Raw genomic sequence first — 25,596 nt, 5'->3', positions numbered from 1 at the left:
GAAGCGCTGTATGGATAGGGGTCGGGCCAAGGGCTCGGCCCCTATCTCTATTTTATGCAGCGGTGAATATGCATTCGGGCCAAATCTTCTGAATTCCTGAACCGCTGAACCTTTTTGCATTGGACAATCTCACCATGTTACGAATCGGCGCCCTCAAACTGAAGAACCGGCTGATCATGGCACCCATGTCAGGGATTACCAATCTGCCGTTTCGTCGTATTGTCAAGCGCTTGGGTGCAGGTCTCGTCACCACTGAGATGATCAGCGCCATGGGTCTCGCCAGACAGCAGGAAAAGACTCTCAAGTATCTCAAGAGCGATCCGGAGGAACAGCCTCTTTCGGCCCAGATATTCGGTTCGGACCCCCGGGTCATGGCTGAGGCCGCCCGAATCGTTGTCGATGCCGGGGTCGATCTGGTGGATATCAACATGGGCTGCCCTGCACGCAAAGTGGTCAAGACGGGTGCAGGCGGGGCCCTTCTCCGTTCGCCCGATCGTGTGAGGGATATTGTGTCGGCTGTCCGCGCGGTCTGTCCTGTTCCCTTGACCGTAAAGACCAGGACCGGATGGTCGCCGGATCAGCCGGTTGCACGGGATATTGCCAGGCTTGTTGAGGATTGCGGCGCCGATGCCATCACCTTCCACCCGAGATTTGTGACCCAGCGATTTTCAGGAACCGCCGATTGGGACATTATCTCGGAGGTCAAATCCCAGGTCGGAATCCCCGTCATCGGAAACGGCGATGTGTGTACGCCTTTACAGGCCCTTGACATGATGCAACAGACCGGATGCGACGGCGTCATGATCGGCCGCGCAGCCATGGGCAATCCCTGGATTTTCAGAGAGATCCTGGATCTGGACAACGGGATGACCCCGCGGCCCCCCGGATTAGTGGAGCGGAGGGAGATCATCTCAGACCATTTCAGACTGCTTGTCGATCTTATGGGAGAGGAAAGCGCCGCCAGGGCCATGCGGGGGCTCCTCCTTTGGTATACAAAAGGCCTCCCCTACAGCAGCCGGTTTCGAGGCGCCTTTACAGGTATTCATGATCTGGTTACGATGACGGCCGCAATGGACGACTATTTCTCCTTATTGAAGGAATCATTCGGGATCCCGATATTGAGGAAGGATCTTGTAGCATCCCCCGGTTTTGGCGAGGAACACATCGGAATATGAGAGTCATACTGGCAAAGACAGCGGGGTTCTGCATGGGTGTCCGCCGTGCCATGGAGACCGTCATGGCGGAGGCCAACAAAAAGGAGGGCCCCTTATTCACCTTTGGGCCCCTGATCCACAATCAGCAGGTCCTGGATCTTTTGGAGTCGAAAGGGGTCAGGGCAACCGATGACGTCCGGGACCTTGCCTCCGGCCGCATTATCATCAGGGCTCACGGCATTCCGCCGCGAAAGCACGAACTGCTGGAACAGACCGGCCTTAAGGTGATCGATGCCACCTGTCCCAAAGTTACCCGGGTGCAGCAGATTATCCGCCATTACTCCAATAAGGGATATTCGTCCATCATTGTGGGCGATCAGAACCACGCCGAAGTGATCGGGCTGATGGGTTACAGCAAAACCCCGGCGCACGTGATTCAGGACGAGACAGAGGTGGCCGACCTCCCCTCTATGGAAAGACCTTTCGTCGTTGCCCAGACCACTCAGAATGAAGAAAAATTCAACGACATCGTAGACGCCTTGAAAAAGCGATTCTCGAATCTTCGGGTGTTTGACACCATCTGTGAGGCAACACACGAGCGTCAGCAGGAAGTGAGGACATTTAAAGGACAGGTGGACGCCGTGGTGGTGGTCGGCGGATATCACAGCGCCAACACCCAGCGACTTGCCCGGATATCCGAGGAGGAATCCCTCCCTACCTTTCACGTGGAAACGGAACAAGACCTGGACAAGGATCAACTCTCCAAAATGGGTGTGATCGGCCTGACAGCGGGGGCATCTACCCCCCATTGGATGATCCGGAATGTACTGCAGGAGATCGAGGCGATTCATGACCGGAAGGAAACCTTCCTCACCCGCCGGCTCAAACAGGCCTTCAGGTTCATGGTGTTGAGCAATCTGCTCGTGGCGCTGGGGGCGTTTTCTCTGGCATATGCCGCTGCCATCATGGCAGGAAGAGACCCTGTCTCCCCCTTCCCCCTCCTGGCATTTCTCTATATTTTTGCCATGCATGTGTTCAACCATTTTCTGGATAAAGGGGCCAGTGCCTACAGTGAACCGGACAGGTCGGCTTTTTTGAAGACTCACAGGGTCCTCCTGAATATGAGCGGCATTACCGCCCTTGCCATGGCCTTGGCGCTTTCTTATACGGTGGGCATGATTACCTTTCTGGCCCTCATCGGATTGAGCGTCCTGGGCATCATATACAGTGTCCCTGTCGTACCGGAGCAGATGCGCAACAGGTCCCGTTACAGCAAGATCAAGGATATCCCCGGCTCCAGAAGCCTCTCCGAGGCCCTTGCCTGGACAGCGGTGATTACCCTCCTCCCGGTGATTGAGACCCAAAGCGTGAATGTGCCCGCCGCCATCCTGACGGGGCTGGTTATCTTTACCTGGAGTTACGCCAGGGCCATCTTTTTCAGCCTACTGCAGGTGCAGGGAGATCTCATGGTAGGCACGGAAACACTCCCGATTACCCTGGGGGAGAGACGCACCCTCATTCTTCTCAGGATCATACTCCTGATCACCGCCGTTATCTTGCTTGTGGGCCCGATCCTTGGCACGGTGGGGATGTTCTGCTACCTGATGCTCATCCCCCTTTGCACCCTCTGGCTGTCGCTTCTGGCCTATGAACGACAGTGGCTTCCTCCCGGAATCCCCCTCGAGGCGCTGGTGGAGAGCAACTTTCTTCTAACCGGTCTTCTGGCCCTCCTGTGGGGGATCTTCCGGTGACATCCGTGAGCGTTATTATCCCCACATTCAACAGGGCCATGAGGACGGCCCGGGCCGTGGCATCCGTTCTTTATCAGACCTGTACCGACTATGAACTCATCGTAGTGGATGACGGGTCACAGGATAATACAGAAGAGGTCCTGCGACAGTTCGGCCGGCGTCTTCGCTATATCGCCCTCCCTTACAATCGCGGGGTGTCTGCTGCAAGGAACAGAGGGATCAGGGAATCCGAGGCCCCATGGATTGCATTCCTCGATTCGGATGACTACTGGCTGCCGCGAAAATTAGAAGTGCAGACGGCCTTTTTCAGGACCCATCCCGAGGCTGCCATCTCTCAGACCCAGGAGGTCTGGATCAGAAATGGTCGATATGCCAACCCCAAAAGGAGACATCGGAAACTTTCCGGAGACGTCTTCGCCCCATCACTGCGGCTCTGCCTCGTCAGTCCTTCAGCGGTGATGCTTCGACGCTCCCTCATGGAAGATGTGGGGCTATTTGACGAAAATCTCCCTGTATGCGAAGACTATGATCTCTGGCTCAGGATCGCCTGCCGCCATCCGGTTCACTTGATTGAAGATCGACTGATCGTTAAAGAGGGGGGCCATCCCGATCAACTCTCTTCCCGCTACAAGGGGATGGACAGATTCAGAATTAAGGCCATTCGGAAGCTGATGGAGGAGGGAATACTCAACAGGGACCAGCAACAGGCGGCCATGAAGGAGCTTTCTCTGAAATGCCGTATTTACGGGAAGGGCTGCATCAAGCGGGGGAAACAGGATGAGGGGGCCGCGTATCTCAAACTGGCGCAAGAGGCCCAAGCGTGAAGGGATGGTCGGGGTTAAGCTGTTAAGTTGTGGGGCGATTGAGGTATCATCCCCCCATGAGCTTATCAACCCGTCCCGTTGAATACGGAATATCTCCTTCGCTGCACAAAACGCGCAACCGGTATCCATCATGGACTTAAACTACCTGGCCATTGTCAGCGCCTGTGTCTGGACCGTCATCCTCCTCCTGCCATGGCGCCCCTGGGCCACATCCGAGGCATTGGATGCTCCCGCTGATCCAGGCGGGGAGGACCTGAGCGATATAACGGTCCTCATCCCTGCCAGAAATGAAGCCGGCGTCATTAAACCCACGCTGGAAGGGGTCAAGGCCCAGGGTGAGCTTATCCCGGTCATCCTGGTGGACGACCGCTCCACAGATGGAACTGCCCTGGCCGCTGAATCCGTTGATATGAAGTCTCTTCGCCTCATTCCGGGAGAACCTCCTCCAGAGGGCTGGAGCGGCAAACTGTGGGCCCTTGAACAGGGCTTCCGGCATGTCCATACCGACCTCCTCCTCCTGTTGGATGCGGATATCCGGCTCAGCCCGGGGATTATCCGGGCCCTTCGAAGGAAGCTGCAGCAGGGCGATCTCCAGCTGGCTTCCCTGATGGCGGCCCTGCGCATGGACGGATTCTGGGAGCGGGCGTTCATGCCCGCCTTTATCTATTTCTTCAAGATGCTGTATCCTTTCCGCCTTTCCAATTCCACATTCCCGTGGGTGGCTGCGGCCGCGGGTGGGTGTATCCTTCTAAAGACACAAGCACTGCCCGCGTCAGGCGGTTTCAGGGGCGTGCGACATGAATTGATCGATGACTGCGCCCTTGCCAGACAGATCAAGTCCTCCGGCGGCAGGACCTGGATCGGCCTTTCCCACTCAGTACAGAGTCTCCGGCCCTATGAACATCTCAGGAGCATCTGGGATATGGTGGCGAGGACCGCATTTCATCAGCTTCGGTATTCACTGCTGCTTCTTTTATTGTGTACCGTGATGATGATCGCGGTATTCTGGTTCCCGATTGCAGGGATGTTTTCCCCGTCCATACTGTCGAGGGTCATTTGCGGATTCGCCCTTGCCGCTATGGTCTTGAGCTATCTGCCGACCTTGAGGTTTTACCACCGGTCCGCGGGATGGGCACTGCTTCTTCCAGTGATCGCGATGGGCTATCTGGCCATGACCTGGACATCGGCCATCCGTTTCTGGCAGGGGAAAGGGTCGATCTGGAAGGGCAGGTCCTATGGGTCCATCCGGGCCTGAGACCCCCTTTCGAACATGGACTTTATATCAAAAACCAGAGTGATACGAAAAGGGGTTCCCAAATGAAAACAGGCTCCGTGATCCTGGCAGCGGGAAGAGGAAGTCGCATGAAGGGATATGCCGGCAATAAGACCCTCCTTCCCCTGGTCCCCGGAAAAAACCGTTTTGAAGGTAGACTCCCCATCCTATTGCACATACTGACCCATCTTCCTCCCGGTCCCAGGGCCGTTATTGTGCACCACGCAAAAGAAGCGGTGATGGCCGCCACCAGAGACCTCGGCGTGATATACCGGGAGCAGCTGGAGCTTAACGGCACCGGCGGGGCCCTCCTCGCGGCCGAGGATTTCCTTAAGGCCCAAAGCGCTGAGAGGATCATTATCACGATGGGGGATGTCCCCTTTGTCAGGACAGCCACCTATATGAAGATGATAGGACGTCTGACAAACCACGCCCTGGTTGTCCTCGGTTTCAGGCCGGGATCACGGAAACAATACGGGGTCCTGGAGACAGCAGGCGATCAGGTCCTCCGGATCATCGAATGGAAATACTGGCACGACTTTCCCGAAGAACGAAAAGAGGCGCTTCGCATCTGCAATTCAGGGATCTATGCCGTTACAAGGGAGGCCATGCTCCATTACCTTCCTGTCCTTGCCTCGAGGCCCCACGTGGTGCACAAGGAGGTGGACGGCAGGCTGAAAGAGGTCAGGGAGTATTTCATTACAGACCTTGTTGAGTTTATGCAGGAAGACGGTCTCTCGACCGGATACATTGTTGCAGAGGATGAGGAGGAGGTGATGGGGGTGGATGATCTGGAGGCACTCGAGAGGGCACAGGAGATCTACAGGTCAACCGCTCTTTCTGGGTGAAGCCCCCTGCAACCGCTGCCCCACGCCATTTCCTGCCTGCCCGGATTTACGGGTCGGTGATCGTCCCTAATTTCCTGGAGACGAACTGACCGCCTCCACTGCGAATTCACTCAAGTTATCGGATAGATTGTCAAATACGATTATGAAGGGGATGGTCGCGCCAGAGGAAACATTGACGTTCTGCCTGGCCATGCCGTCGCGATTCTGAAGGGCCTTCAGAACCTCTTCCATGGGGAGGGCTTTCAACTCCTCCTCTGTAAATGTATTCCCGGCGTAAGCGACCCTGCTTTCAACCACTTTCCCCTTGTTGTCAAGGATGCTCCCTTTGATCAGGAGGTAACTCCTGGGCTTTGGATACTGGTTTTTAACCATTCCGCGAATCACGAACAATTGCCCACTCTTCTCAGAATCGACGAAGGAACCGGCTACGGATTCAAACTGGAGGAGTCGGACCCCTGCGTCAGCCGGTTTCTCCTTTTCAGGGGGTTTCAAAAGGGAGACATAAGGCTGAACCCACTCCGGCTTCCAGTAGGTAACGGCAGCGACCCCAACCAGAAGCGCAAGGAGAATCGCCAGAAGAACGGTACGCAGCCCCCCTTTTTTGGGCTTCTTTTGGGAACCTGCCTTCCCCAGGGGCTCAATCTCCTTATCCTGTGGGGCGCTCTCTCGTCCCCTCCCTGTTGTTCTGTCGTCTGCTGTCTCTTCGAACGCCCCAGTCTCTCTTCTCTCTGCATCGGGACCGGGTTCGCCGATGTCCCTATAGACACTCGCAAGGTCTTGCTCAAAGTCCTCATCTCTTCCCAGAACGTCACGGGGCGCTTCTTCATTACCGACCAGTATCAGTTGATCGATGGCCTCCATTTCAGGCGGGGGGGCGGTGACAAGGACGTTTTCAGCCATATCCTCCTCTTCGCGCGCAGGCGGGTATGCCATGAAGATACGGCCACAGAGCGAGCACCTGACTCTTGAGCCGCCCTGGTTTAAGAGGGTTTCGTCAAGATTGAATATGGTGCGGCAGTTTTCGCATTGGATGCGCATGATTACCTCCTGCAAAATCCATATTGCCGAATCCCTGATCAGCCGGATGTCGGTCGCCACGAACCTGCAAATGTCCGGCTACTCTTTGAGCACGCAGATCTCGGGCAGATTGCGGTATTCCTCATTGCAGTCAAGTCCGTACCCTACCAGAAAACCTTCCTGGATTTGAAATCCGCAATAATCCACCAAAACTTCCCGCTCCCTCCGCTCGGATTTGTCAATGAGCGCACAAATCCTGAGGGATGCGGCCCCACGGCCTTCCAGAAGCTTTTTGACGTAGGTCAGGGTCAATCCGCTGTCCACGATATCCTCAATCAGGATAATGGATTTTCCCTCGACAGGCAGCTCAATATCCTTGGTCACCCGGACCGTTCCGCTGGACTGGGTTTCCGAGCCGTAACTGGCCGCCCGTATAAAATCCATTTTTACGGGGATGCGGATGGCCCTCATGAGGTCGGCCATGAAGATGATCGATCCCTTCAGTATCCCCACCAGAATCGGTTCATCTCCCCGGTAGTCATCGGATATCTGGTCTGCGATTTCCCTGACACGCCTTTGAATGGCCGCTTCCGGTATCAGGACTTCTTTTTTCAAAATCCTCACCTTGTCCTTTCCAACCATCTCCCGATTCGCGACCGACGCTGAAATCCCCCGGCATAGGAGGGTGATGTTTCACTTTTTCAATGCACCTTTTAAGATTCCGGGGCCATCTGTCCATCCGGTATCTCCAGCGTGGATGGCCTGTTTGCACTGTGAACGATTGCTGGAAATGATATATATTCAAATCTCTCCCTAATGTCAAATTCTGCAACAACACGGGACAAGAGGTATCCGTTTTTTCCCTTCAGAGGTCATTATGATGGGCCAGGATTCCATCTATTCGTCCAGGAACGGCAACCTCTCTCTTTTCCTGTAGGCGAGGGCCTGGCAAGAGGCAATCAGCACGTTGTGTTCATCCGTCACCTTTATCTCATAGGCACCCGTCTTATTGGAGCGATGGACCTCCCTTGATTCGGCCCGAAGTTTTCGTCCGGGTTCGGCCGGATGATGGAAAACCAGATTGACATCAAGGGCCACGGCCACCCGTCCGTGGGAATTACAGGAGGCCTGAAATGCCTCATCCATAAGCGAAAAGATGGCCCCCCCATGCACCATGCCGAAGATATTGGCGTCATCTTCCATCGGCACCATCTCAACAACAGCGCATCCTTCGGAAACCTCCACCAGTTTCAGCCCCAGTTTGCGGGCGTACCCCTCCGACCGAACACGTTCGGCAATCGCGGAAAAAACCTCCTGACCCATTCTCACCTCCTTGTGTCCACAGGCCCCCTGCCGGACCTTTGCCATGTTTTCATAAGCCTGACTTCTCACGAAATTTGCAGAAAAGTCCACCCTCCGGAATCCATGCGCGCATGTTTCTGATCCCCATCGCCCTTAGGCGATTCTCCCTTGGGGAAACTTTGTGGATGTTTACTCTGGCCCGCACGAGTCGGATTTTGGATTCCGGGCAGGGTAACGATAAAAAAGCTGCCCGGGGGTTGAGCGGTCGATCGGCCGGAATCGCGTCAGTACGCCTCTTCCGGGGCGCTTTCGTTATGAGCGGCGGTTGATTCAAAAGGAAAAAAGACCGTGAAGGTGGTCCCCCCGGATTCATGGCAGTCCCCCGTGCTTCTGCAGAACCCGCACTTTGAAATTCTACCCGGGCAGATGTCCTTATCCGTCGGTATATACCGGCACCTGACGGATGCCATATCGATCTTGAAATGATATCGTTCCGAAAAGATCTTCATGCGCAACAGGTCGGCGCCCTTGCCGCCTGCATTGAAGTCGAACTCCCGCTTCGTTGAATAGTCCATGGTTTCCTGTGTAACAAAAAAGCCCTCAAAAATGCGCCTCCGGTTTTCGAGGGTGATCCCGACCCCGTAGTCCCGGACAATCAATTCGACGCCATTTCCTTTTTCCCTGCACATGATCTCGATTTTTCCTTCATCAGGTGTGTTTTCAATGGCATTTTTGACAAGGCCGATGACGAGTTTTTCAAGGGGATCCTCCGGAATGGAGATAGGCCTGGTGGTTTCAAGATAGGTGTTCAACTCGATGTCTCGATGTTTAAAACGAGGGCGGATTTTTCCCAGGGTATCTTTAATAAAGGGAGCCGGGACAATCTCCTTGGGCAGGTCTTCCTTTGGACGGAAGACCTCGTCAATCCGTTTCCTGATTCTCTCCACAACAGAACCTTCCCCAACCTCGTTTGCGACGAGGACTTCCAGTTCATCCGAGCACTCATCCAACAGGAGCGTGAGAATATGGTGGGCATCATAATGGCGTTCCCGGATGATGTCTTCCACCTGATACTGCATATCCAGTATACGGCCCAGATTGCGCCGGGCGCGATCTATGGTGGGGCGAGAGGCCTCGGGTGGGAGAAAGTCCAGCTTTTTTTCCAGAATACTCAGGGAGGCGGCGAGGACCGCCAGCGGGGTTCTCAATTCATGGGAAAGATGATTGATGACCTTTCCCTTGGCCCGGTTCAGGCTGGCCACCTCATTGTAGGCCTCTTTTATCTCTTTGGAAACCCGGGCATTTTCAATGGAGAGGGCTACGGTTCCGGATATCATATTCAACAGCTCAACGTCCAGTTCGTCAAAATGTCCGTGCTTCTTGTTCATTGCACATAAGACCCCGATGATGCGGTCGCCGGTTCTCAAGGGGACATCCAGCAGGCTCTTGGTGGCAAAACCGGCCTGTATATCCACCACCGCATAGAAATCAGGATTCTTTGATGTATCTTCTACGATGATCGGCTGGCCGGTGCGTATGACCTTCCCGGAGATGCCCTTGTGAGCCGGGAACCGGACCTCTTTGAGGAGCTGTTCCGCGGCCTGATTATCATGGACGGCCGATTTGAAATAGAGTTCGTTGGTTTCCTGGTCCAGCAGGATGACCAGGGCGCCTTCAGCATCTGTGAGGGCCTTGATTTTAGCGCCGATATAATCCAGTAAATCATCCAGGTCAGGATGTTTGGGAAGGGCCAGACTGGTTTCCAGAAGGGCCTCGTTGTTCCGACGAACCCGCTTTTCCTGTGTGATATCCCGTAGAAGAACGAGTTCTCCTGAAGGCTCATCCTTGTTCTCGGAAAAGACGGCGGCCCTGAAGACCACGTCCAGAATCCGGCCGTCCTTGGTGAGCCTCTGCGTTTCCTGCCGAAGAATGATTTTTTCCTGGAACAGCTTTCTGATGTTCTCTGACGTTTCCTGTTCCAGACCGGGAGGGATATAGGGGATCTTTTTTCCTTTGAGTTCTTCGAGTGTCCACCCGAAGATCTGTGTAAACGCAGGGTTGAGATATGACACGCGGCCGTCGAGTGAAAACACAACAATCGGATGAGGGACAAAGTCGAGGAGTATCTTGTAGCGTCTTTCAGATTCCTGGAGCGCTCTCTGAATTTTGAACCTGCCGGTCACATCCCGCGCAATGCCTCGAAAACCGATGACCCTTCCACTATCATCTACAATCTGATTTGCGGAGAGTTCAACAATCCTTTGTTCGCCTTTCTTGTCGATGAATTCCCATGTGAGGTCGGACACGGCCCGGCCGGTCTTATAGAGTTTCTTAAAGGTTTCAACCGCGATGTTTGAATATGCCTCGTTCATGAATTTGGAGAAATTCTGGAACTGGATTTCTTCCCTTGGGTAGCCGAACATCCTGCAGAGAGAATTGTTGAAATAGAGAAAATTTCCTTGGGTATCCACCTCATAGACCCCATCCGAAATATTTTCTATGAAGGCTTGGTAGCGCTCGCTCGACACCTTATCACAGGCCAATAAGAGATTCTCCGTCATGGCACCATTTGGTGCACCCTGCAGGTCCCTGCCTCTGGTTTCTGTTGAAGGCTTTTTATTTTTCCGAGAGTTAGAAGTTTTCATCAAAAATCGAATCTCCAGACGATGATCAAAATTTTCCACACAGTTTCAAAGGGTTATTTATATAGCATTGAAAAAAGGTTGTCATCATAATTTTGGTGGGACAATGATCTGAACGTGCTGGTTTCAGAGAATTTGAAATTGAAGAGGGCACCACCGCAAACCCCCTTGAATCGTCCGGCCTGTTATCCTATAATGCATTTCCTGACAAAGTCCCCCCCTGACCAGGGGCGGTGGGTGATGAAATATGCTGGGCCGACGTGTCGTTTGCAGGCCCCTAAAGAGTACAGGGTATTGAAATCTATATTGAAAATGAAATTGAGCGCCTGAGAAATGCCTAAATCAGAGAAAGTTCCAAAAGCTACAATTACAAGACTCTCCATCTACTACAGACAGCTTGAACTCCTTGAATTCGATGGATACCGAGTGGTATCTTCTGAGAAATTGGCATGGCTGTGCCAGGTTAACTCTGCCCAGGTCAGGAAAGACCTCGGATATTTTGGAGAATTCGGCATCCGGGGGGTGGGCTATGACGTAATAGATCTGCAGGCCCACATAAAAGATATTTTAGCCATCAACCGCAATTGGAATCTGGGGATTGTCGGAATAGGCAAACTGGGATCCGCCCTTGTTCAACATCATAATTTCTCTGCGAGAGGCTTCAAGTGCGTGGCCGCCTTTGACAATGCGCCGGATAAAATCGGAAAAAGGCTTCCCTCGGGATTGAAGATCAGGAACATTGATGAATTGAGAGATGCTGTCGTGGAACTGGATGTGGAGATCGGCGTCATCACCACACCTGCCTCCGCAGCGCAGAAAGTGGCAGACTTTTTTTTGGACGCCCATGTAAACGCCATCCTCAACTTTTCCCCTACACGGATCAGTGTCCCTGAGTGCTGCCTGGTCGAAAACATCGATTTTACGGTGATGTTGGACGTACTTGTCTGCAAGTTTCATCATGAGGCCAAAGGAGGGGGTCGCAACTAGGGCTGTTTCAGGAATTCTTTTTATATCAGGCCGTTGAAACCTCTGGACAAGAATGACAGAAAACAAAGACAAGGTCGTTGAGATTTTCACAGACGGGGCGTGCAGTGGAAATCCCGGACCAGGGGGGTACGGGTCATTGCTCAGATACGGCGATGTTATCAAGGAGATCTCCGGGTGCGCTTCGAACACCACCAATAACCGGATGGAAATGATGGCTGTGATAGAGGCCCTCCGGCAGCTCAAGAGACCTTGCAGGATCACGCTGTATACCGATTCCACATATGTGATGCGGGGTATGACAGAGTGGATACCCGGATGGATCAGGCGAAATTGGGTCAATTCTCAAAAAAAACCGGTCCTGAATAGAGATCTGTGGGAGGAGATTCTGGATTTGAGCAGGCCGCATCAAATTGAATGGAAGTGGGTGCGGGGACACCAGGGGCATCCGGAAAACGAGCGATGTGACTGGCTGGCGAGAAATGCATTGAAAAAATGCAATGAGACATCCGACCCCGAGATGCCCGCGGCTGACAGCATCAGTACTCCATGAAGGCCGAGCAGTTGTAAGGAGACGCCGATGAAATGCCCGAAGTGCAATTTTATAAGTTTTGATTACAATCAGGCCTGCCCGAAATGTGGAAATGACCTCTCTCATGAGAGAGACCTGATGAATTTTCCGTCCTTCAAGCCTAGACCTCTATCCCTTTTGGGCGTGTTGACCGGTGATGCCGAAGTCCCAGCGATTGAGACGCGTATTCGGCCATCCGCGGCATCCGCGGAAGATGCTGAGGAACTATTGATTTCCCTCGACAGCCTTTCCGACGCGGCACCTGAACCGCTCCGGTTTGACCACATCCCTCCATTGGAGGGGCCTGAAACGCCCGCAGTGGGGAAAGCGGACGAGGCGGAAGACGAACTGACCATTTCATTGGATGAGCTTTCCGATGAGTCCCCGGAACTGATGTCTTTTCGCTCCGAAGCAGAAGTATCCAGCCCTGAAATGGAAATAGAAAATGAGATTTTTTTTGAGCCGGAGAGGGCAATATCTGAAGAAGAGGAACTCGAAAAAGGGAATTTCTGGGAAAGCGAGGCCATGGAGCCGACAAAAAGCGACAGGCAACCGGATAACCCTTCCCTGGCAGAGGGTGTGACTTGGGATAAAGAAGAAGAGACCCCGGGCAAAGCGGAGGAAGATGAGCCGGATTTCTTTGAATTGGAGATTGAACCGCTGGAACTGGATATGGAGATCGAAGAAACCGACAAAAAGATCTCTTAGCTTGAAATTGCTCTTGACCTGATAATGATCTCTTGTTATACATCACCATTAAGTTCTTGCCGAGATAGCTCAGTCGGTAGAGCAGGGGACTGAAAATCCCCGTGTCCCTGGTTCAATTCCTGGTCTCGGCACCACACATTTCGCAGTAAGATTAAGGGGTTAGCCATTGGGGTGGTTAACCTCTTTTTCGTTATTTTTGCCGATTGTAGCAGAAACTGTAGCAGCTCCAAAAAATGTCTCCTGTTTTGCAGTTGCCGCTTTCAGGTCTGAATCGGAGACGATATCATACCTGTCAAAATGGCCTGCAGCCTGTTCATTGACGCGGCGTGTATCTTTCTCTTTCCGCATGACGCTGAAAAATGAACCTCAGATTCATATGGACCCTGTTTGATTTATATCGAAAATCCAAGCAGGTTAAGAAGGAGGCCTTCATGAATCTGGGATGGAAGAGCATTGCCGGGGCGGTCACAGCAGGCCTCGGATTTGCCGCAAAGGCTTTGTCCTATTTTGCCGCTGAGCCCTCCCTTGACGCCATCGGGGACGGGATTATAGCGCTCGGCGCCATGATCGGCGGATACGGGTTTCGCAAAGCCATCGGCGAGATATTGAATAAGTTGGGCGGACCCGGTAAGACAGGCAAAATGGCATAGAGGCCAAAAAAAAGAGGCCCGACAGGATATTTTGATTTCCCAGCGCCTCAGCTAAAGCGCACCATTTGTCACGCCTTTCCCGTCCTCTATTTCATCCCTCGGGGAGAAGGCGTCATAAGTGGAAATAACCTGTCAGCCTCTTATTTTTTGATAGCAGATATCGAGGTTAAATATCAAGAGATTGTTTGGATCTGTGGCGGCGCTTACACCCTTCATGCTGGCAGCGGAGATCCTGGCTATACGCCAGGTTGAGAAAACCCTGTATTATCAAAGCCATGTATGCACTCAAGTAGCCCGGATTCCTTGCTTGCTGTCTCAGAATAATCGGGCTAATGAACAAAACTGGCGGGGAGGTGTCGCACATTTTTCCTACTGTGGTGCAACTACCTTGATGTTCGGCTGCACCTTCAAGGTCCCTCCTCCTGTTGCACGCGGGGCATATATCTCAGTTGTCCCAGTTCGTTCTGTAAAGGTATTATTCCAGCCCCCGCTGATAGTCACCGTCACCGGCATAGCGTTTGTCGGGAATTCTTTATAGTTCCCCTCTTTAACCTTTATCGCGTCCCAATTCTTTGCCGCATTTATAGCTGCCTGGATTGTAGGGTAGCAGGGGGCTAAACCACCACATTGTTCCTCGATGTCAACATACAAACTTATAGGCGGGCCATAGTGGATGATCGTACCATTATTGCCTACGGCAAAAACATCAGTGTCCGAGCTTCCCCAAACTGCCCTCAATGTATTGGTTGTATCGCTGCTAATGGAATTCCAGGCGTTACCATCGTAATACAGGATTGTGCCATTTGCTCCTACCGCAAAAACGTTGCTGGCAGAGCTGCCCCATACCCCGTAAAGGCCATTGGTTGTATCATTAGCCATGGCACTCCAGGAAGAACCGTCATAATGGGCTATAGGGTGGTCGTCCCAAAATTCATTTATATAGGCCCCGACCGCAAACACATCCGATCCAGAACTTCCCCAGATGCCGTACATATCCCCACCGTAGAGCTGACTACAACTCCAATGATAGCCATCAGACCGGAAAAAAGATCGAAGATTTCCTACCGCAAAAATGTCATCGCTGGCACTCCCCCATATGCCAAACAGCTCCGTTGAGGAACACGCGCCAGGCAACGTCTTTGAAATCCAATTACTACCAGTATATTGGGTAATTGTATTCTGATTATCACCAACGGCAAGTACGCCGAAACCAGCCTTTCCCCACACACCATTCAGGTTACTGGTTGTGTCGCTGTCCATGGAAGTCCAAACGGCACCATTGTAATGAAGGATCGTGCCATTGGCCCCAACGCAAAAAACAAAGGTTCCAGAACTTCCCCATACACCGTTCAGAGTACTTGTTGTACCACTGGTCATGGAACTCCAAGCGGTACCGTTGTAATGCAAAATGGTGCCATTCACGCCTACGGCAAAGACGTCGCTGGCAGAGTTGCCCCACACGCCTTTGAGATGGTTGAGGGGACTTGGCGTGTCTTGCCGTCTCCATGTGCAGCAATCAAATGAATGAATGTACTTTTGTTCAGTTATGTTCCCGAAATCGAATTGACCAAGGGGATCGTCAGTAACCCACGCTCCATTTCGATAAGAACCGGAAGCAGCCTTGATCTGACCTTGGCCCGGGCAATCACCAACTGAAATTTGAACGGTAGCAGTGCCGGGGTTTGTTGAACTTGATGGTTCTGTTGCGGTCCCCACCCAAATCTTGTAACCTGGTTCTGACGAGTAAAGAGCTGCATATTCTGTATTCTCTACAAGATTATAAGTGGACGAGCTAACTGTTGCTGTCGCCGATTCAACCACCCAACTTTCAGGCAGTTGGAGGATCAAACCATACTGAGTTGGGGACTCTGCTTCACCCTCGCTGAAACCTGATATATTAATTACAATCGTCTGACCAGAGGAAACGCCGGTTGGACCTGTAACACTCAATATAGACCATTTACAGCCCGATGTAAAAAGACTCAGTCCAATCACAAAAAGTATAGCTGTCCTCAGTTTTTTCATCTCTCACTCCTCTGGCAATATTTTGACAATTTTACTATTTTAGCAAAGCGAGATCATCCAGATTGAGCGTCATCCACAATACCAGTGGCTTAAGTGAATCTTCAGGCACTAATTCCATCTATCAACTATCCGAAAGGAAAAGATCCTTCAGCAATCTCAAAGACTTTGGCCCACTAAAACTAGCATATATGCCCACGTATGTTGTGAAATCGGTATTGCACCGCTCCCCGCCCTACCCAACCTCAAACTTGCTATCATACACAACCACCTCGTCAATGATCCGGCTTTCCTAGCCCGCCTTTATGGCTGCGCAGGCCCTCGCATGGTTCATCGCTTGGATTTCGGCATTTTCTTTCCTTTTTGGTTTGCCATCGACTCGCCTATCCACTTGTCGATTTCGGCCTTGTCAAACCTCCAGACCCTGCCGATCCGCACACCCGGGATTACCCCCTCTTCCACATACTTGCAGATAGTGATTTCGTGAAGCCGCAAATAGGGAGACAGCTCTCTGGTGGTCATGATTTCGGCCATAGGACACCCCTGTGATTATGTTGTAGGTTCGCTACCCTGATCATCTGCCAGGAAGAAATCCTTGTTAAACGCCTTCCCCTGAAGTTTTTCGACGGTCAGGATTGTTTTGGGCTCCTTTTTGGTTGCCACAAGAACCAGGTCGCTGATCCAGTAATAGTCGGCTTCTTCGAAATTATTATTCCAGAACCGCTTGAACATATACTGATCCTTAAACCGTATCTTCCGGGCCTTGGAGAAGGCCCGCAGAACGGCCACCCTTGCAGTCGCAATATCTATACCGCTCGTGACTCTCTCAATAAATCTCAAAGCGGCGTGGTCTGTGACCTGCACGCCGGCCATTAAGGTCTTGATGAAGACGCGCATGGAGTTAGCGTTTTTTATGCATCGCGAACAAATGAAGCCGTTTAATTGGCCGTCCGGCCTTCCATTCCTGGTAACGGGATACAGGTCGGCGCGGCCGGGGATGTCCGGCCATTTGGTGAAATCCTTCGTAATGGTCTTCCTGTATCCGCATATGGCGCATTCGCAAAACATGTCGGGTCGCGTCCGTTCAGCTTGCTCTTACTTTGACCGCCGGTATTCCCATGGAGGGACGGCTTTAGGGTTCTTCCACAAGCCGCGTTTGGCCTCCCTGGCCTCCGCTTCGGCCAGTTTCCATTCGGCGCAAAATTCCGCCTTGCAGTAGCGATCATATACCCAGGCGTAGCCGTATTCAACAAGGAGACGGTTGATATTGAGGTCCCCGACCGAAACGACGGCCACGATCCTTTTGTACCGGTCGACGTCCATCTTCCGGATTTCTACCACCTTATCGAAGACCTGCGCCGACATGAAAGCCGCGGCGTTTTCTCCGGACGGCTGAGATCTCTCAGGGGTGTCGATACCGTAGAGACGCACCCTCACCCTCTCCGACCCTCTCAGGACCGTGATGGTGTCTCCGTCACATATATGCACTACCGGTCCGGACCAGCGCCACCACGTGGAGGGATAAATAGAAAGCAGCAGCGGGAAAACAACAAGGGCCTTCAAGAAATTGATGCGCCATTGTCTGCCTCTCAGAGCCAGAATGACCGAATATCCTGGCATGAATTTCACTGCTATAAGCCTTCTATTTGTGACGGGCTTCTGATAATGATTTGGGGGCGACCCATGAATTCGCTGAGCTTCCCTCTGGCGCTTATCAGTCTGTTTTCAAAGTATTTCAGATCTCCGAACTTTACCTTGTCTCCCTTGAAAATCACCAATGCGAGCTTGTGGTTAGGGTAGGTTCCTCCGAGGTTCAAATAAACATTCCCGTTTTCAGCATAAATGACCTGTGAAACCATTGCCACTGTTGTTATGACCCTGCCAATATGCCGATATATCTGGCTGATTGGAACAAAATCTTTTGCATTTTCTCCGAGCCGCATCCTATCGTTATCAGGTTTCGCAAGAGCTTTGATTTCCTTCGGCTCATTGGATCGAGAAACTACGGCCCTAAGCGGTGGAGTGGAAACGGCTTCGCTGACTAACGTTGACTCTGTGTTTGATTCCGATCTCAGCGTATGGAAGAAAAAAGCCCCCGTTAACAAACCCAGGATGATAAGGACGATAAAGACCTCTGGCTTCCTGTTCGATCTCTTTTCGGGATGATCATCTTGAGTTTGCACTTCTTGTCTATCTTCTTGAAGGCTGTTGAGGCTGGCCTGGATGCGCCTCATATTTGCAAGCATTGTCTCGCGTTCTTCTCTGAGCCGCTTTATTTCGTTGGCATTTGCTGCTGAGGTTTCTCTGCCGATCGCTGATATTTGGGTTTCGAGGTTTCTTACACGATTCTCCATTTTAAGATTAAGGCTTTTATAGCAAGAAAAACAATAATCGTATTTGTCAGAGATTTGCTTTCCACAGGTTCTACAAATCTTTGTAGTAGGTGTAATGTTATGCTTTTTTCGATGACACTCTTCACACAAGACCTGGAAATTTTCTATAGGATATTCCCAAGGCATTTTGCCGGGTGAATAGGTCTTGTGATGGACATTTATGTCTGTAGAAGATCCGCATCGTTGGCAAACTCTCCCATAGTGACGTAAAGCTTCCTCTTTTTTCTTGATCCAAAGCGGGTGGTTTAGGTATTCTGAATACTCTGCCTTGTTCACCGTAAGATTCCCTCCCAACTAACTGTTTTCCTAATTGAAGTGAATGGGTCCTTCCCTTTCCTCTATATCTCAAGATCCTCTATCCTGACGTTTTCCTCGGTAACAACGAGATTGTGAATCAGCCATTTTGATGAGTGTCGCCTTCATCCTTCATCGTTAGCTGAACCGTCATAAACGACCTCTCCAGTCGCCTTAGAAACGCATATTAAACGGCTGCTCCTTAGACAGCAAGGCGCCGAATCATAGGAACACAATACATACCAACAGTCTTTGGGCACATTATATACAGCGCAATTGGAGGGCAGGGTATCGGTAATCATAAATATGCGAGGCTCGACCCTCGACGCATGTTCCATCGCAATCTTCAGGGCATTTTCCTTACTGACTTTTTCCATGTCCAAAACCCTTGTTGTGGGCTTAAAGGACTGTTTTAAGGACCTTGAGGGTGGCCTCGTAGATCTCAGGGTCCTTGCTCGCCCTCGCGCCTGCCACGCTGAGGATCTTGATCTCGTTCTCGACGATCCATTCGGTTATTTCCCGGGCCGCTCTGAAATCGTTGGTCTTGTTAAAATCGATGTGGAGGCATGGCCGGTCATGCTTCTTAGCCAGGTTCTTGGTTAACGCAGATCCGCCCGTCAGTTTGCCATGGGATAATATCAGGGTACCGTCCGAATCGATGACGTTCTGCTCGGTTCGTGCGGGGTAGTTTGCTGTCGGCATCTCCTGAAGCTGGTATTGTCCGGGAGGGTGCCGTCTTCAGTTTTTCGGCCCTTCGGGATCCAGCCGCCATGAGGGATGCCGAGATCAATGGCCGCGTCGAGGGCCGCGCGGTCGGCGCCGGTCTGGCCGCCTGAGATGATTTTGGTTATGGTTTGCGTCGGCATAGTAGGGGATTGTAATGAGTTTAAGTGATGCTTTTCCATGTATGGTTATGGATAGCTGACGCCAGCCATCAGCCGGAATGGAGCGTAGCGGAATTCCCGTCCGTGTGCATAGCATTGACTTTCTTCATTTCCCCGATTTTCTTCGATTATCTTCCTTGCAGAGCATCTGGCAGTTCTTTACCTCCGTCTTCCCGCCCTCGTGCCATGGCTTAATGTGATCGCCTTCCATCTCTTCAAAGGCGAACCTCTTCTTGCACTTCACGCAGACGCCCTTCTGTCTCTCGTACGCTTCTCGTTTCATGTTTGGGGTAAATGCACGAATGTTTAGATGCCTTTCATCCCCGTCCAATACATACGGATAGACTCCGGGTTTCCTGGTGACATCATCATCCATCATAAGCTTGGCAACCTGCTTCTCCAGCTTGTCCGTATCAAACTCTTCGTCCTTGAACTGATTGTAGAGAGTTCCCCAATTCACTCCCTTCATCTCTCGCCGATACTCCGGGAACGTCGCTTTCGCCCAGCCGATGACTTTCTGAAAGTACTGCCACAGTGGCGTCGCGTTCTCATCGTGCTGGTGCTTCGACATGTACTTCTCAATCTTTCCACCCGAACGCCAAGAGATAGCCGTTTCCAGATACTCCTGCCGAATCGGACTGCCCCGCAGATAGTCGCTTGCCAGCCCATAGGCCGCGCAACCCGTCTTGCTGAAATACCTCTTGGCATCGGCCGTCCACGGCCCTGCATACACGGCGTTGCGCAATTCCTGATCGGTATGTTCCTCCCCAGCGATGTTGATGATTCTGAACCAGTCCAACTTTTCGCTGTCAGTCCCGGAACAGAAGTAGATCATCAGTTTGTAATCGAGAATCTGCCTTTGCTGGTCATCCTGAAGGTTGTGGAACGCCAGCCCGTTGATTGAAAAGTCTCCATTGAAGTATTGGCATATGGAAAGTGTGCGCTGCTGGCCGTCGATGACTTCGTAATTGCCGTCCTCCCGCACTGCCCAATACATCACATTCAACGGAAAGTCCTTCCGGACACTGTCGATCACCGCATCCCTCTGCTTGTCTTTGTAGATAAACTCCCGTTGATAGGGAGGACGAATGTCGAGATTTCCGCCGTAGGCCACGACGCCCTGTTCTTCGTTATCCACAAAGCCATTGCTCAGCTTCTCTATCGTGATCTCTTTCAGTTCGATCTTCATGCTGTCACTTCTTCCGCTTAATGATTATTCTTGAATATGGGCAACGTGATTTGCCGTCGTTGGTAATCGCAATGTCCGTTCGACCCCGATAATTCCTCGTTACGCCTATTGCTTTGCCTAGATCGCCGAACGGTATGCCGATGAGTTCAAATTGATCGGGATTGTATTTGTCTATGAAAGCATCAGGAACACCCATCAAGCCGCCATAGTCGCAAGGTATTTCACTAGTTTTACTGACCTCGATCGCGTCGAAATTGTCGTAGCGGGGGTATTCGGCAGCAGAGTATGTCTTGTAGAGCGGAAGTAGTTCATGGCGATTGGGGTTGTCCATATTGGTATACCAGCGAACGCCCTTGATCCTGATGTATTTGTTGCCTTTCTCGTCAATGCGATAACCTGCTGCTTGTAGGGGATAGTGATCCGGCACGCCAAATTCTCGATCGCCGCTATGGATGCTTTCCCCCAACCAGAGTTTACCTACCTTAATCAGCTTAAAGATCTCTTTGTAGTGAACAGCGTTAATATGCCCTATGATGAGGAACTTCTTCTTATACTTTACCAACTGCTCAACGTACTCGCGAAACAAGGAAAAGGGCGGATTGGTGACGACGATGTCCGCTTGCTTGAGCAGGTCGATACATTCCGCGCTACGGAAATCGCCGTCGCCTTTGAAATTGTAGATGCCGATTTCCTCTGGATCAGGGACGCGGTTACCTTTTTTGTCTCCGTCGTATTCAAGGTAGATTCCACTCTCCGCATTGTGCTTGCTGAACAGGTCGGCATTACAATTCCTATAACAGGTCGTGATAAGCTTTTTCAGGCTGAGCTTCTCGAAGTTGTGCGAGAAGTAGTGGAAAAAATTGCTTACCTTTGGATCGTCGCAGTTGCACAGGACGGTCTTCCCCTTGAAATGCTTTGTGTAATGCCGTAGCTCTTTTTCTATGTCCGTGAGCTGGGTGTAAAACTCATCCTTCTTCGCAGCCGCAGCGGCACGAAGGTCTCGATTGGACGGCTTCCTCGACATTCTTCGCGTTTCCTTTCGGTCGGTCTTTGTATCGAAGGGCTAACGTCTCGCCTCAACTTCGCCGGTGGAGCGCAGCGGAACCGGCGTAGTGTTGCAGGCGGTTGTTCTGCGCTCTCAGTCGTCCGATGGTCACGAGTCCTTTTCGTCTGCCATGATCCGATCAAAGAGTTGGTCGGTGGACATGCGGCCATCGTCGGTCAGTTTCTGCGCAATGCGGTTGCTGATTTCAAGAGCGCCACCTCGGCCAGCGAGACCGATGAAATCGCCCTTCCTACTCCAGTCCCAGTTCTTTCCAGACTTAAGAATGGCAAGCATTTCCTTCGCCTTGAACTGATCCTGTAAGAGCGCCCTGTCGATCACATGCGCGCCCAAGAAACAAACCGCCCAGAGCCCGGACCCGCGCAGCAGGATATATGCCTTGGGCTCCGCCCATGCTTTGGGCTGCCAGAGTTTGACAGCCTCAAAATAGTTTCTTATGACTCGGTATTTCGCCTCGGAATCCGGAAGGCGTGGAAGTTGAGTGGAGCGCGAGAGCATGTACTGGATGCCCGTCTTCATTCCTCGCAAGGGAATGTCTACGCCAACAGGTTTCTTGCCCCCTTCGTATATGCGACCACTCAAGGGGCTTCTGCTGTCCCGATGCAGACGTTGTGCGATGTAGAGTTCAGGATTTCTCTTTTTGAGTTCTTCTTGGGGCGTCAACCTAACCTCAATCCCGTCAAGGTGGCTGGTGTTCATGGGTTTCTGGTTCTTGTTGATGTCCTTGAACAGCTGAATTTCTTCCGCACGACTCAGGTCGTAAGCCAAACAGAAGGACACCACTTTCTCAATACGACCGTAACCCGACTCGGCACCATCGGCGTAGTGCAGTCGGTGGTTCCCGTCGACACGCGAAATGGCGATGATCGACTTGTTCTTGGCCGTTGCGAGATCGATTTCCAGTAACCCGAGATCGGGCATCTCGTCCGAGAGTGGCTGGAAAGTCACCACGTTGTTATTCCGGGCGCACAAAAAGACCTCCGGCCAAAACCCCAAGTCATGGTTCTTGACGTACTCGTAGGCGTCGCGTGCATGCGCTGCGCTCAGGTCTCTCTGCGTTCCCTTCGGGTTACTCTGCGCGTCATAGATGTCTGCGCGTGAAACCTCTGCCAATTCACACAACTTCGCAAATCCGCGATACACATTGACGCCGAGAACCTTAGCCCGAACGGCGGGACACAGGAGTGGAGATGCTTTCTTCTTCTTCTTCATGATTCTCCTTTAGCGTTTCGAAATTGCCATTGTAGTCTTGTTGGCCTTTGTCCGAGTAGTCTTTTTCCTGACGCCCTCTAGAAGTACGCAGATTGTCAGAAGAAGACACTGAACTTCTTCTACTGTGCTCAGAGACGAGTTGGCAAAGTAACGTTCTCTGGTCCACTTGTACGACGAACGTGGTTCAACCCGTTTGCGGAGTTCTGAGATATGTTCACGTATGGGGGACTTTCCCGTATCGAACGCAATGGAATGTGCACTCGCATTACGGATTGACCTGAGCGTCTCCAGAACCAAATAAAGAGATTCGTCGACAATGGCCAAGCGATAACAGATCTTAATACGAGAACTGAACGTCCCAAGAGGTCGATCACCTTCCAGCAGTTCATCCTGTTCGCGTGACTTTGCTCGCTTCGGCAGGAGGTACGCAGCTAGGATCCCATACAACAAAGCGTCAACCTTTGACGCGCCGACAATGATCATCAACCGCGGCGTCCTTTCCGCGAGGAAATCATCAGCGAAATCATCAAATGCCGAAGTCAAAGACATAGGGTGCATACCTCGTCGATCCTATTCGGTTTGAAAAATGATGGAATTTAAATCAATCAATTTTGAGGAAAAAGTGTCAAAATTTGCCGAAAACTGACAAAAACTGTCTCGTTGGCCCTCTTCATTGTTGGATATCATCGGCGTAAGATATCGATGATATGGAACATCCTGCTCTGGACCGTTGAGGCGTTTTTCGGTCCTTTACCGAGAGACTACGAAAATCTGATCGGTTCCACTTGAAGCCCTTCCGCACCCCTCACTCTTTCCCCCTCCTCTCATACTCCCCCTGCACCGCCTTCAATTTCGCGTAAAACTCCTCCTCCGTAATGAGCCCCTTTTCGATCAATAACTGCGTCACGGCGTCCAGCTGGATCACCTGGCTCATCAGGAGTTCCTTGAAGGTCACGATTTCCTTTTCATCCACCTTCTCAGCCATTCCACGCCCTCGATCCCCTGGTTCACTGCCCCGGATACACCCCCTCACTCACCAACCCCGTACAATTCACGGCGATATTTTTCCGGAACCCCAGCCACGATTTCAGCCGCACGTCACCGCCATGCTCTCTCTTGTTCCATGCCGCTGTCCCGTGCCCGTCAAAAACGATCGTGTCGTCGCCGAGCGTGGTGTCATAATTGACCTGGTGCAGGGTCGGGACAATGAGGATCCACAAGATCTTGTCGGTTTTTCCATCCGTGACCTTCACAATTTTTCCAAGAAATTGAACCATAATCATCTTGTCCAGGGTGATGGCCCGGTAACGGGACTCCTGGAGCAGGGCTTTCAGCCTTGAAAAGTCTTTTTCAACCCGGGAAAAATCCCAGTACACGATCACCCCAATCCCGGTAAACAGGATTGTCAGCAACAGAATTCTGGAGAGAACCGTCCTGTTAAACACCGAATCGCGTGAAGGGGAGGGCATGGCGTGCTCGATCAATGCAGCGTCTTGTCCGTGGCAACCCTTTCCCCCTCCCTGATCGTCACCTCAAAGAGATCCAGCATCTCCTGCCAGCCATGCGGGTCCGGTACAAAATTTTGGAATTGCGCCAGGACCTCCACGCATTTTTTGAGCGCGAGGATCAGCTGATTATTGACGTCCTCCAGCGCGGCAAGGTATTCGAATATTCGTTGATCTTTCTCGTTTGACAAGGATTCTCCTTAAAAATACAAATAATTTGCCGAAAATCTGTACAGAAACTATTAGTCATCGTTAATTGTCCTTTGGCAAAATTTTACCGAGAAAAACCGGGACCTAAAATGGCGTAGCAAGCAATTGACTATTCTTTCTTCGCGAGAAAATAGATCGGGGTCAGCGGCATCAGGCTCTTTTCTGTGTCCGACATTTTGTCATAGAACTCTTGCCAGAGCGTGATGAACCGGGGGAGGTCGATCAATTCGACGTGAACATGTGATCCTCTGGCAGTGGTCTTGGCGTCAGGGGTGAACCCTCCTGTCGAAACAAAGATGCCCACATCTCCCTCTTTCTGTAACAACCCCATCAACTGTCTGACCTCTTGAACGGACGCTGGGGTACCACGATGTTTGATCTGCACTTGGATCCGTGGGGATTGTGTTCCGAGGGGGTCCCTGTAGGCCATGACATCCACCCCGCCGTCTTTGCCTCGGGGCGCAATGAAGGGCGTATAGTAACCCATTCCGCGAAGGAGCGCAGCAACAAGATCTTGAAATTCGTATGCGTTCAGATCGCCGATGTAGTGTTCGAAGCCCGATATGGCGACTTGCTCGACCTCCTCAAACGCCATGGATGTCTCGTCGGCGGCCGCGTCATCGGTTTCTGGTACCGTATCGGAAGGCTGCTCCGCCCGCCATTTCCGGTATGCACGCGTGGCGGAGTCCAGTAGCTTGGCCGGACCCATCTCGATGGCTTCTTCACCCTCAGGTGTTAGGTACCACACACCCTTCTTTTTGACAAGATAGCCGGCCTTGACGCAGTCAATGCTGTAGAAGTGGAGGATGGACTGCCACCGTATGTACCCGGACTTCTCGAAACGTTCCTTCGCCCAATCGGACAGGTCGACTTCTTTCTCGACGCGCGCCATGACCTCGCGTATAGGCATTTCTCTACCGTTGTCGCGAAGGATGCGCATCGCCGCATGGATGAGACCCTCAGCGAGTAGACGAGTTTTGCCAGGTGGTTTTACATTAGCCATATGACATCGTCTCCGTTTTTGGGCATAATAAAAATTTGTGTGACAGTTTTCTAATGAAGATGGGACAATCCTCTAGTCACAAAATACAAAACCCCAT

26 protein-coding genes, 1 tRNA gene and 1 pseudogene are annotated in these 25,596 nt (G+C 51.8%); 10 read left to right on the top strand and 18 right to left on the bottom strand.

Annotated features, from left to right (window positions below):
- The first annotated feature begins 134 nt into the window (after window positions 1–134).
- From dusB to K9N21_02380, 5 genes are all read left to right on the top strand, one after another.
- Window positions 135–1,175, top strand: a complete 1,041-nt coding sequence (gene dusB, locus K9N21_02400; GenBank protein MCF8142750.1) for a tRNA dihydrouridine synthase DusB — start codon at window positions 135–137, stop codon at window positions 1,173–1,175.
- Window positions 1,172–2,905, top strand: a complete 1,734-nt coding sequence (gene ispH / locus K9N21_02395) for a 4-hydroxy-3-methylbut-2-enyl diphosphate reductase (protein ID MCF8142749.1) — start codon at window positions 1,172–1,174, stop codon at window positions 2,903–2,905. Before dusB ends, ispH begins: the two co-directional genes overlap by 4 nt.
- Window positions 2,902–3,729 carry a glycosyltransferase gene (locus K9N21_02390; protein ID MCF8142748.1) on the top strand — a complete coding sequence of 276 codons (828 nt, stop codon included), beginning with the start codon at window positions 2,902–2,904 and terminating at the stop codon, window positions 3,727–3,729. Before ispH ends, K9N21_02390 begins: the two co-directional genes overlap by 4 nt.
- Window positions 3,730–3,859: 130 nt before the next feature.
- A complete protein-coding gene (locus tag K9N21_02385; protein ID MCF8142747.1) occupies window positions 3,860–4,984 on the top strand; it encodes a glycosyltransferase in 1,125 nt (374 codons plus the stop codon).
- 62 nt (window positions 4,985–5,046) lie between these two features.
- Window positions 5,047–5,850, top strand: a complete 804-nt coding sequence (locus tag K9N21_02380; protein ID MCF8142746.1) for an NTP transferase domain-containing protein — start codon at window positions 5,047–5,049, stop codon at window positions 5,848–5,850.
- Between the two features lie 66 nt (window positions 5,851–5,916).
- Here the strand turns inward: K9N21_02380 and K9N21_02375 are convergent, their stop codons facing one another.
- From K9N21_02375 to K9N21_02360, 4 genes are all read right to left on the bottom strand, one after another.
- On the bottom strand, window positions 5,917–6,888 hold the full coding sequence (locus tag K9N21_02375) for a zinc-ribbon domain-containing protein (protein ID MCF8142745.1): 972 nt from the start codon (window positions 6,886–6,888) through the stop codon (window positions 5,917–5,919).
- 78 nt (window positions 6,889–6,966) lie between these two features.
- Window positions 6,967–7,509, bottom strand: coding sequence for a hypoxanthine phosphoribosyltransferase (gene hpt / locus K9N21_02370; GenBank protein MCF8142744.1), 543 nt, complete (start codon window positions 7,507–7,509; stop codon window positions 6,967–6,969).
- A 255-nt stretch (window positions 7,510–7,764) separates the two neighbouring features.
- Window positions 7,765–8,190 carry a hotdog fold thioesterase gene (locus tag K9N21_02365; protein ID MCF8142743.1) on the bottom strand — a complete coding sequence of 142 codons (426 nt, stop codon included), beginning with the start codon at window positions 8,188–8,190 and terminating at the stop codon, window positions 7,765–7,767.
- A gap of 263 nt (window positions 8,191–8,453) precedes the next feature.
- Window positions 8,454–10,730 carry a PAS domain S-box protein gene (locus tag K9N21_02360; GenBank protein ID MCF8142742.1) on the bottom strand — a complete coding sequence of 759 codons (2,277 nt, stop codon included), beginning with the start codon at window positions 10,728–10,730 and terminating at the stop codon, window positions 8,454–8,456.
- A 414-nt stretch (window positions 10,731–11,144) separates the two neighbouring features.
- Here K9N21_02360 and K9N21_02355 point away from each other — a divergent pair, with 414 nt between their 5' ends.
- From K9N21_02355 to K9N21_02340, 4 genes are all read left to right on the top strand, one after another.
- On the top strand, window positions 11,145–11,798 hold the full coding sequence (locus K9N21_02355; protein ID MCF8142741.1) for a redox-sensing transcriptional repressor Rex: 654 nt from the start codon (window positions 11,145–11,147) through the stop codon (window positions 11,796–11,798).
- A gap of 52 nt (window positions 11,799–11,850) precedes the next feature.
- On the top strand, window positions 11,851–12,348 hold the full coding sequence (gene rnhA / locus K9N21_02350; protein MCF8142740.1) for a ribonuclease HI: 498 nt from the start codon (window positions 11,851–11,853) through the stop codon (window positions 12,346–12,348).
- Between the two features lie 117 nt (window positions 12,349–12,465).
- Complete coding sequence (locus K9N21_02345; GenBank protein MCF8142739.1) at window positions 12,466–13,074, top strand: hypothetical protein; 609 nt, start codon at window positions 12,466–12,468, stop codon at window positions 13,072–13,074.
- A gap of 58 nt (window positions 13,075–13,132) precedes the next feature.
- Window positions 13,133–13,208 (top strand) — tRNA-Phe (locus tag K9N21_02340).
- A gap of 25 nt (window positions 13,209–13,233) precedes the next feature.
- Here K9N21_02340 and K9N21_02335 read toward each other — a convergent pair.
- Window positions 13,234–13,422 carry a hypothetical protein gene (locus K9N21_02335; GenBank protein ID MCF8142738.1) on the bottom strand — a complete coding sequence of 63 codons (189 nt, stop codon included), beginning with the start codon at window positions 13,420–13,422 and terminating at the stop codon, window positions 13,234–13,236.
- A gap of 83 nt (window positions 13,423–13,505) precedes the next feature.
- On the opposite strand from K9N21_02335, the gene K9N21_02330 reads away from it, so the two are divergent.
- Window positions 13,506–13,724 carry a hypothetical protein gene (locus K9N21_02330; GenBank protein MCF8142737.1) on the top strand — a complete coding sequence of 73 codons (219 nt, stop codon included), beginning with the start codon at window positions 13,506–13,508 and terminating at the stop codon, window positions 13,722–13,724.
- Between the two features lie 369 nt (window positions 13,725–14,093).
- Here K9N21_02330 and K9N21_02325 read toward each other — a convergent pair whose 3' ends face one another.
- The 13 genes and pseudogenes from K9N21_02325 to K9N21_02265 all read right to left on the bottom strand — a co-directional run bounded on the left by K9N21_02325 (window position 14,094) and on the right by K9N21_02265 (window position 25,499).
- Window positions 14,094–15,749: a hypothetical protein gene (locus K9N21_02325; protein ID MCF8142736.1), complete on the bottom strand. Its 1,656-nt coding sequence runs from the start codon at window positions 15,747–15,749 to the stop codon at window positions 14,094–14,096.
- Between the two features lie 327 nt (window positions 15,750–16,076).
- Window positions 16,077–16,280: a helix-turn-helix domain-containing protein gene (locus K9N21_02320; protein MCF8142735.1), complete on the bottom strand. Its 204-nt coding sequence runs from the start codon at window positions 16,278–16,280 to the stop codon at window positions 16,077–16,079.
- A 15-nt stretch (window positions 16,281–16,295) separates the two neighbouring features.
- Complete coding sequence (locus tag K9N21_02315) at window positions 16,296–16,619, bottom strand: hypothetical protein (GenBank protein ID MCF8142734.1); 324 nt, start codon at window positions 16,617–16,619, stop codon at window positions 16,296–16,298.
- Window positions 16,620–16,841: 222 nt separating this feature from the next.
- Complete coding sequence (locus K9N21_02310; GenBank protein ID MCF8142733.1) at window positions 16,842–17,366, bottom strand: thermonuclease family protein; 525 nt, start codon at window positions 17,364–17,366, stop codon at window positions 16,842–16,844.
- 11 nt (window positions 17,367–17,377) lie between these two features.
- A complete protein-coding gene (locus tag K9N21_02305) occupies window positions 17,378–18,415 on the bottom strand; it encodes an HNH endonuclease (GenBank protein MCF8142732.1) in 1,038 nt (345 codons plus the stop codon).
- Between the two features lie 417 nt (window positions 18,416–18,832).
- Window positions 18,833–19,299, bottom strand: a pseudogene (locus tag K9N21_02300) (putative molybdenum carrier protein).
- A 124-nt stretch (window positions 19,300–19,423) separates the two neighbouring features.
- Window positions 19,424–20,506: a DUF262 domain-containing protein gene (locus K9N21_02295; GenBank protein MCF8142731.1), complete on the bottom strand. Its 1,083-nt coding sequence runs from the start codon at window positions 20,504–20,506 to the stop codon at window positions 19,424–19,426.
- A gap of 4 nt (window positions 20,507–20,510) precedes the next feature.
- Entirely contained in the window at window positions 20,511–21,530 is a 1,020-nt protein-coding gene (locus tag K9N21_02290) for an adenine-specific methyltransferase EcoRI family protein (protein MCF8142730.1), read from the bottom strand.
- A gap of 129 nt (window positions 21,531–21,659) precedes the next feature.
- A complete protein-coding gene (locus K9N21_02285; protein MCF8142729.1) occupies window positions 21,660–22,781 on the bottom strand; it encodes a DGQHR domain-containing protein in 1,122 nt (373 codons plus the stop codon).
- Between the two features lie 805 nt (window positions 22,782–23,586).
- Window positions 23,587–23,766, bottom strand: a complete 180-nt coding sequence (locus K9N21_02280; GenBank protein ID MCF8142728.1) for a hypothetical protein — start codon at window positions 23,764–23,766, stop codon at window positions 23,587–23,589.
- 22 nt (window positions 23,767–23,788) lie between these two features.
- Window positions 23,789–24,250: a hypothetical protein gene (locus K9N21_02275; GenBank protein ID MCF8142727.1), complete on the bottom strand. Its 462-nt coding sequence runs from the start codon at window positions 24,248–24,250 to the stop codon at window positions 23,789–23,791.
- A gap of 11 nt (window positions 24,251–24,261) precedes the next feature.
- On the bottom strand, window positions 24,262–24,477 hold the full coding sequence (locus K9N21_02270) for a hypothetical protein (GenBank protein ID MCF8142726.1): 216 nt from the start codon (window positions 24,475–24,477) through the stop codon (window positions 24,262–24,264).
- Window positions 24,478–24,605: 128 nt separating this feature from the next.
- Complete coding sequence (locus K9N21_02265) at window positions 24,606–25,499, bottom strand: restriction endonuclease (GenBank protein MCF8142725.1); 894 nt, start codon at window positions 25,497–25,499, stop codon at window positions 24,606–24,608.
- Between the last annotated feature and the right edge of the window lie 97 nt (window positions 25,500–25,596).

The sequence above is a fragment of the Deltaproteobacteria bacterium genome, assembly GCA_021737785.1.
In the GTDB taxonomy this organism is placed as follows: Bacteria; Desulfobacterota; DSM-4660; order Desulfatiglandales; family Desulfatiglandaceae; genus AUK324.
The sequence above is the reverse complement of the archived record's forward strand: the minus strand, read 5'-3'. Positions and strand labels throughout refer to the sequence as shown.

Excerpts from the sequence above, each read along its gene's own strand:
- dusB (MCF8142750.1), top strand. The coding sequence starts at position 135 with ATGTTACGAATCGGCGCCCTCAAACTGAAGAACCGGCTGATCATGGCA.
- ispH (MCF8142749.1), top strand. The coding sequence starts at position 1,172 with ATGAGAGTCATACTGGCAAAGACAGCGGGGTTCTGCATGGGTGTCCGC.
- K9N21_02385 (MCF8142747.1), top strand. The coding sequence starts at position 3,860 with ATGGACTTAAACTACCTGGCCATTGTCAGCGCCTGTGTCTGGACCGTC.
- K9N21_02380 (MCF8142746.1), top strand. The coding sequence starts at position 5,047 with ATGAAAACAGGCTCCGTGATCCTGGCAGCGGGAAGAGGAAGTCGCATG.
- K9N21_02375 (MCF8142745.1), bottom strand. The coding sequence starts at position 6,888 with ATGCGCATCCAATGCGAAAACTGCCGCACCATATTCAATCTTGACGAA.
- hpt (MCF8142744.1), bottom strand. The coding sequence starts at position 7,509 with ATGGTTGGAAAGGACAAGGTGAGGATTTTGAAAAAAGAAGTCCTGATA.
- K9N21_02365 (MCF8142743.1), bottom strand. The coding sequence starts at position 8,190 with ATGGGTCAGGAGGTTTTTTCCGCGATTGCCGAACGTGTTCGGTCGGAG.
- K9N21_02360 (MCF8142742.1), bottom strand. The coding sequence starts at position 10,730 with ATGACGGAGAATCTCTTATTGGCCTGTGATAAGGTGTCGAGCGAGCGC.
- K9N21_02355 (MCF8142741.1), top strand. The coding sequence starts at position 11,145 with ATGCCTAAATCAGAGAAAGTTCCAAAAGCTACAATTACAAGACTCTCC.
- rnhA (MCF8142740.1), top strand. The coding sequence starts at position 11,851 with ATGACAGAAAACAAAGACAAGGTCGTTGAGATTTTCACAGACGGGGCG.
- K9N21_02345 (MCF8142739.1), top strand. The coding sequence starts at position 12,466 with ATGAATTTTCCGTCCTTCAAGCCTAGACCTCTATCCCTTTTGGGCGTG.
- K9N21_02335 (MCF8142738.1), bottom strand. The coding sequence starts at position 13,422 with ATGCGGAAAGAGAAAGATACACGCCGCGTCAATGAACAGGCTGCAGGC.
- K9N21_02330 (MCF8142737.1), top strand. The coding sequence starts at position 13,506 with ATGAATCTGGGATGGAAGAGCATTGCCGGGGCGGTCACAGCAGGCCTC.
- K9N21_02325 (MCF8142736.1), bottom strand. The coding sequence starts at position 15,749 with ATGAAAAAACTGAGGACAGCTATACTTTTTGTGATTGGACTGAGTCTT.
- K9N21_02320 (MCF8142735.1), bottom strand. The coding sequence starts at position 16,280 with ATGGCCGAAATCATGACCACCAGAGAGCTGTCTCCCTATTTGCGGCTT.
- K9N21_02315 (MCF8142734.1), bottom strand. The coding sequence starts at position 16,619 with ATGGCCGGCGTGCAGGTCACAGACCACGCCGCTTTGAGATTTATTGAG.
- K9N21_02310 (MCF8142733.1), bottom strand. The coding sequence starts at position 17,366 with ATGCCAGGATATTCGGTCATTCTGGCTCTGAGAGGCAGACAATGGCGC.
- K9N21_02295 (MCF8142731.1), bottom strand. The coding sequence starts at position 20,506 with ATGAAGATCGAACTGAAAGAGATCACGATAGAGAAGCTGAGCAATGGC.
- K9N21_02290 (MCF8142730.1), bottom strand. The coding sequence starts at position 21,530 with ATGTCGAGGAAGCCGTCCAATCGAGACCTTCGTGCCGCTGCGGCTGCG.
- K9N21_02285 (MCF8142729.1), bottom strand. The coding sequence starts at position 22,781 with ATGAAGAAGAAGAAGAAAGCATCTCCACTCCTGTGTCCCGCCGTTCGG.
- K9N21_02280 (MCF8142728.1), bottom strand. The coding sequence starts at position 23,766 with ATGGCTGAGAAGGTGGATGAAAAGGAAATCGTGACCTTCAAGGAACTC.
- K9N21_02275 (MCF8142727.1), bottom strand. The coding sequence starts at position 24,250 with ATGCCCTCCCCTTCACGCGATTCGGTGTTTAACAGGACGGTTCTCTCC.
- K9N21_02265 (MCF8142725.1), bottom strand. The coding sequence starts at position 25,499 with ATGGCTAATGTAAAACCACCTGGCAAAACTCGTCTACTCGCTGAGGGT.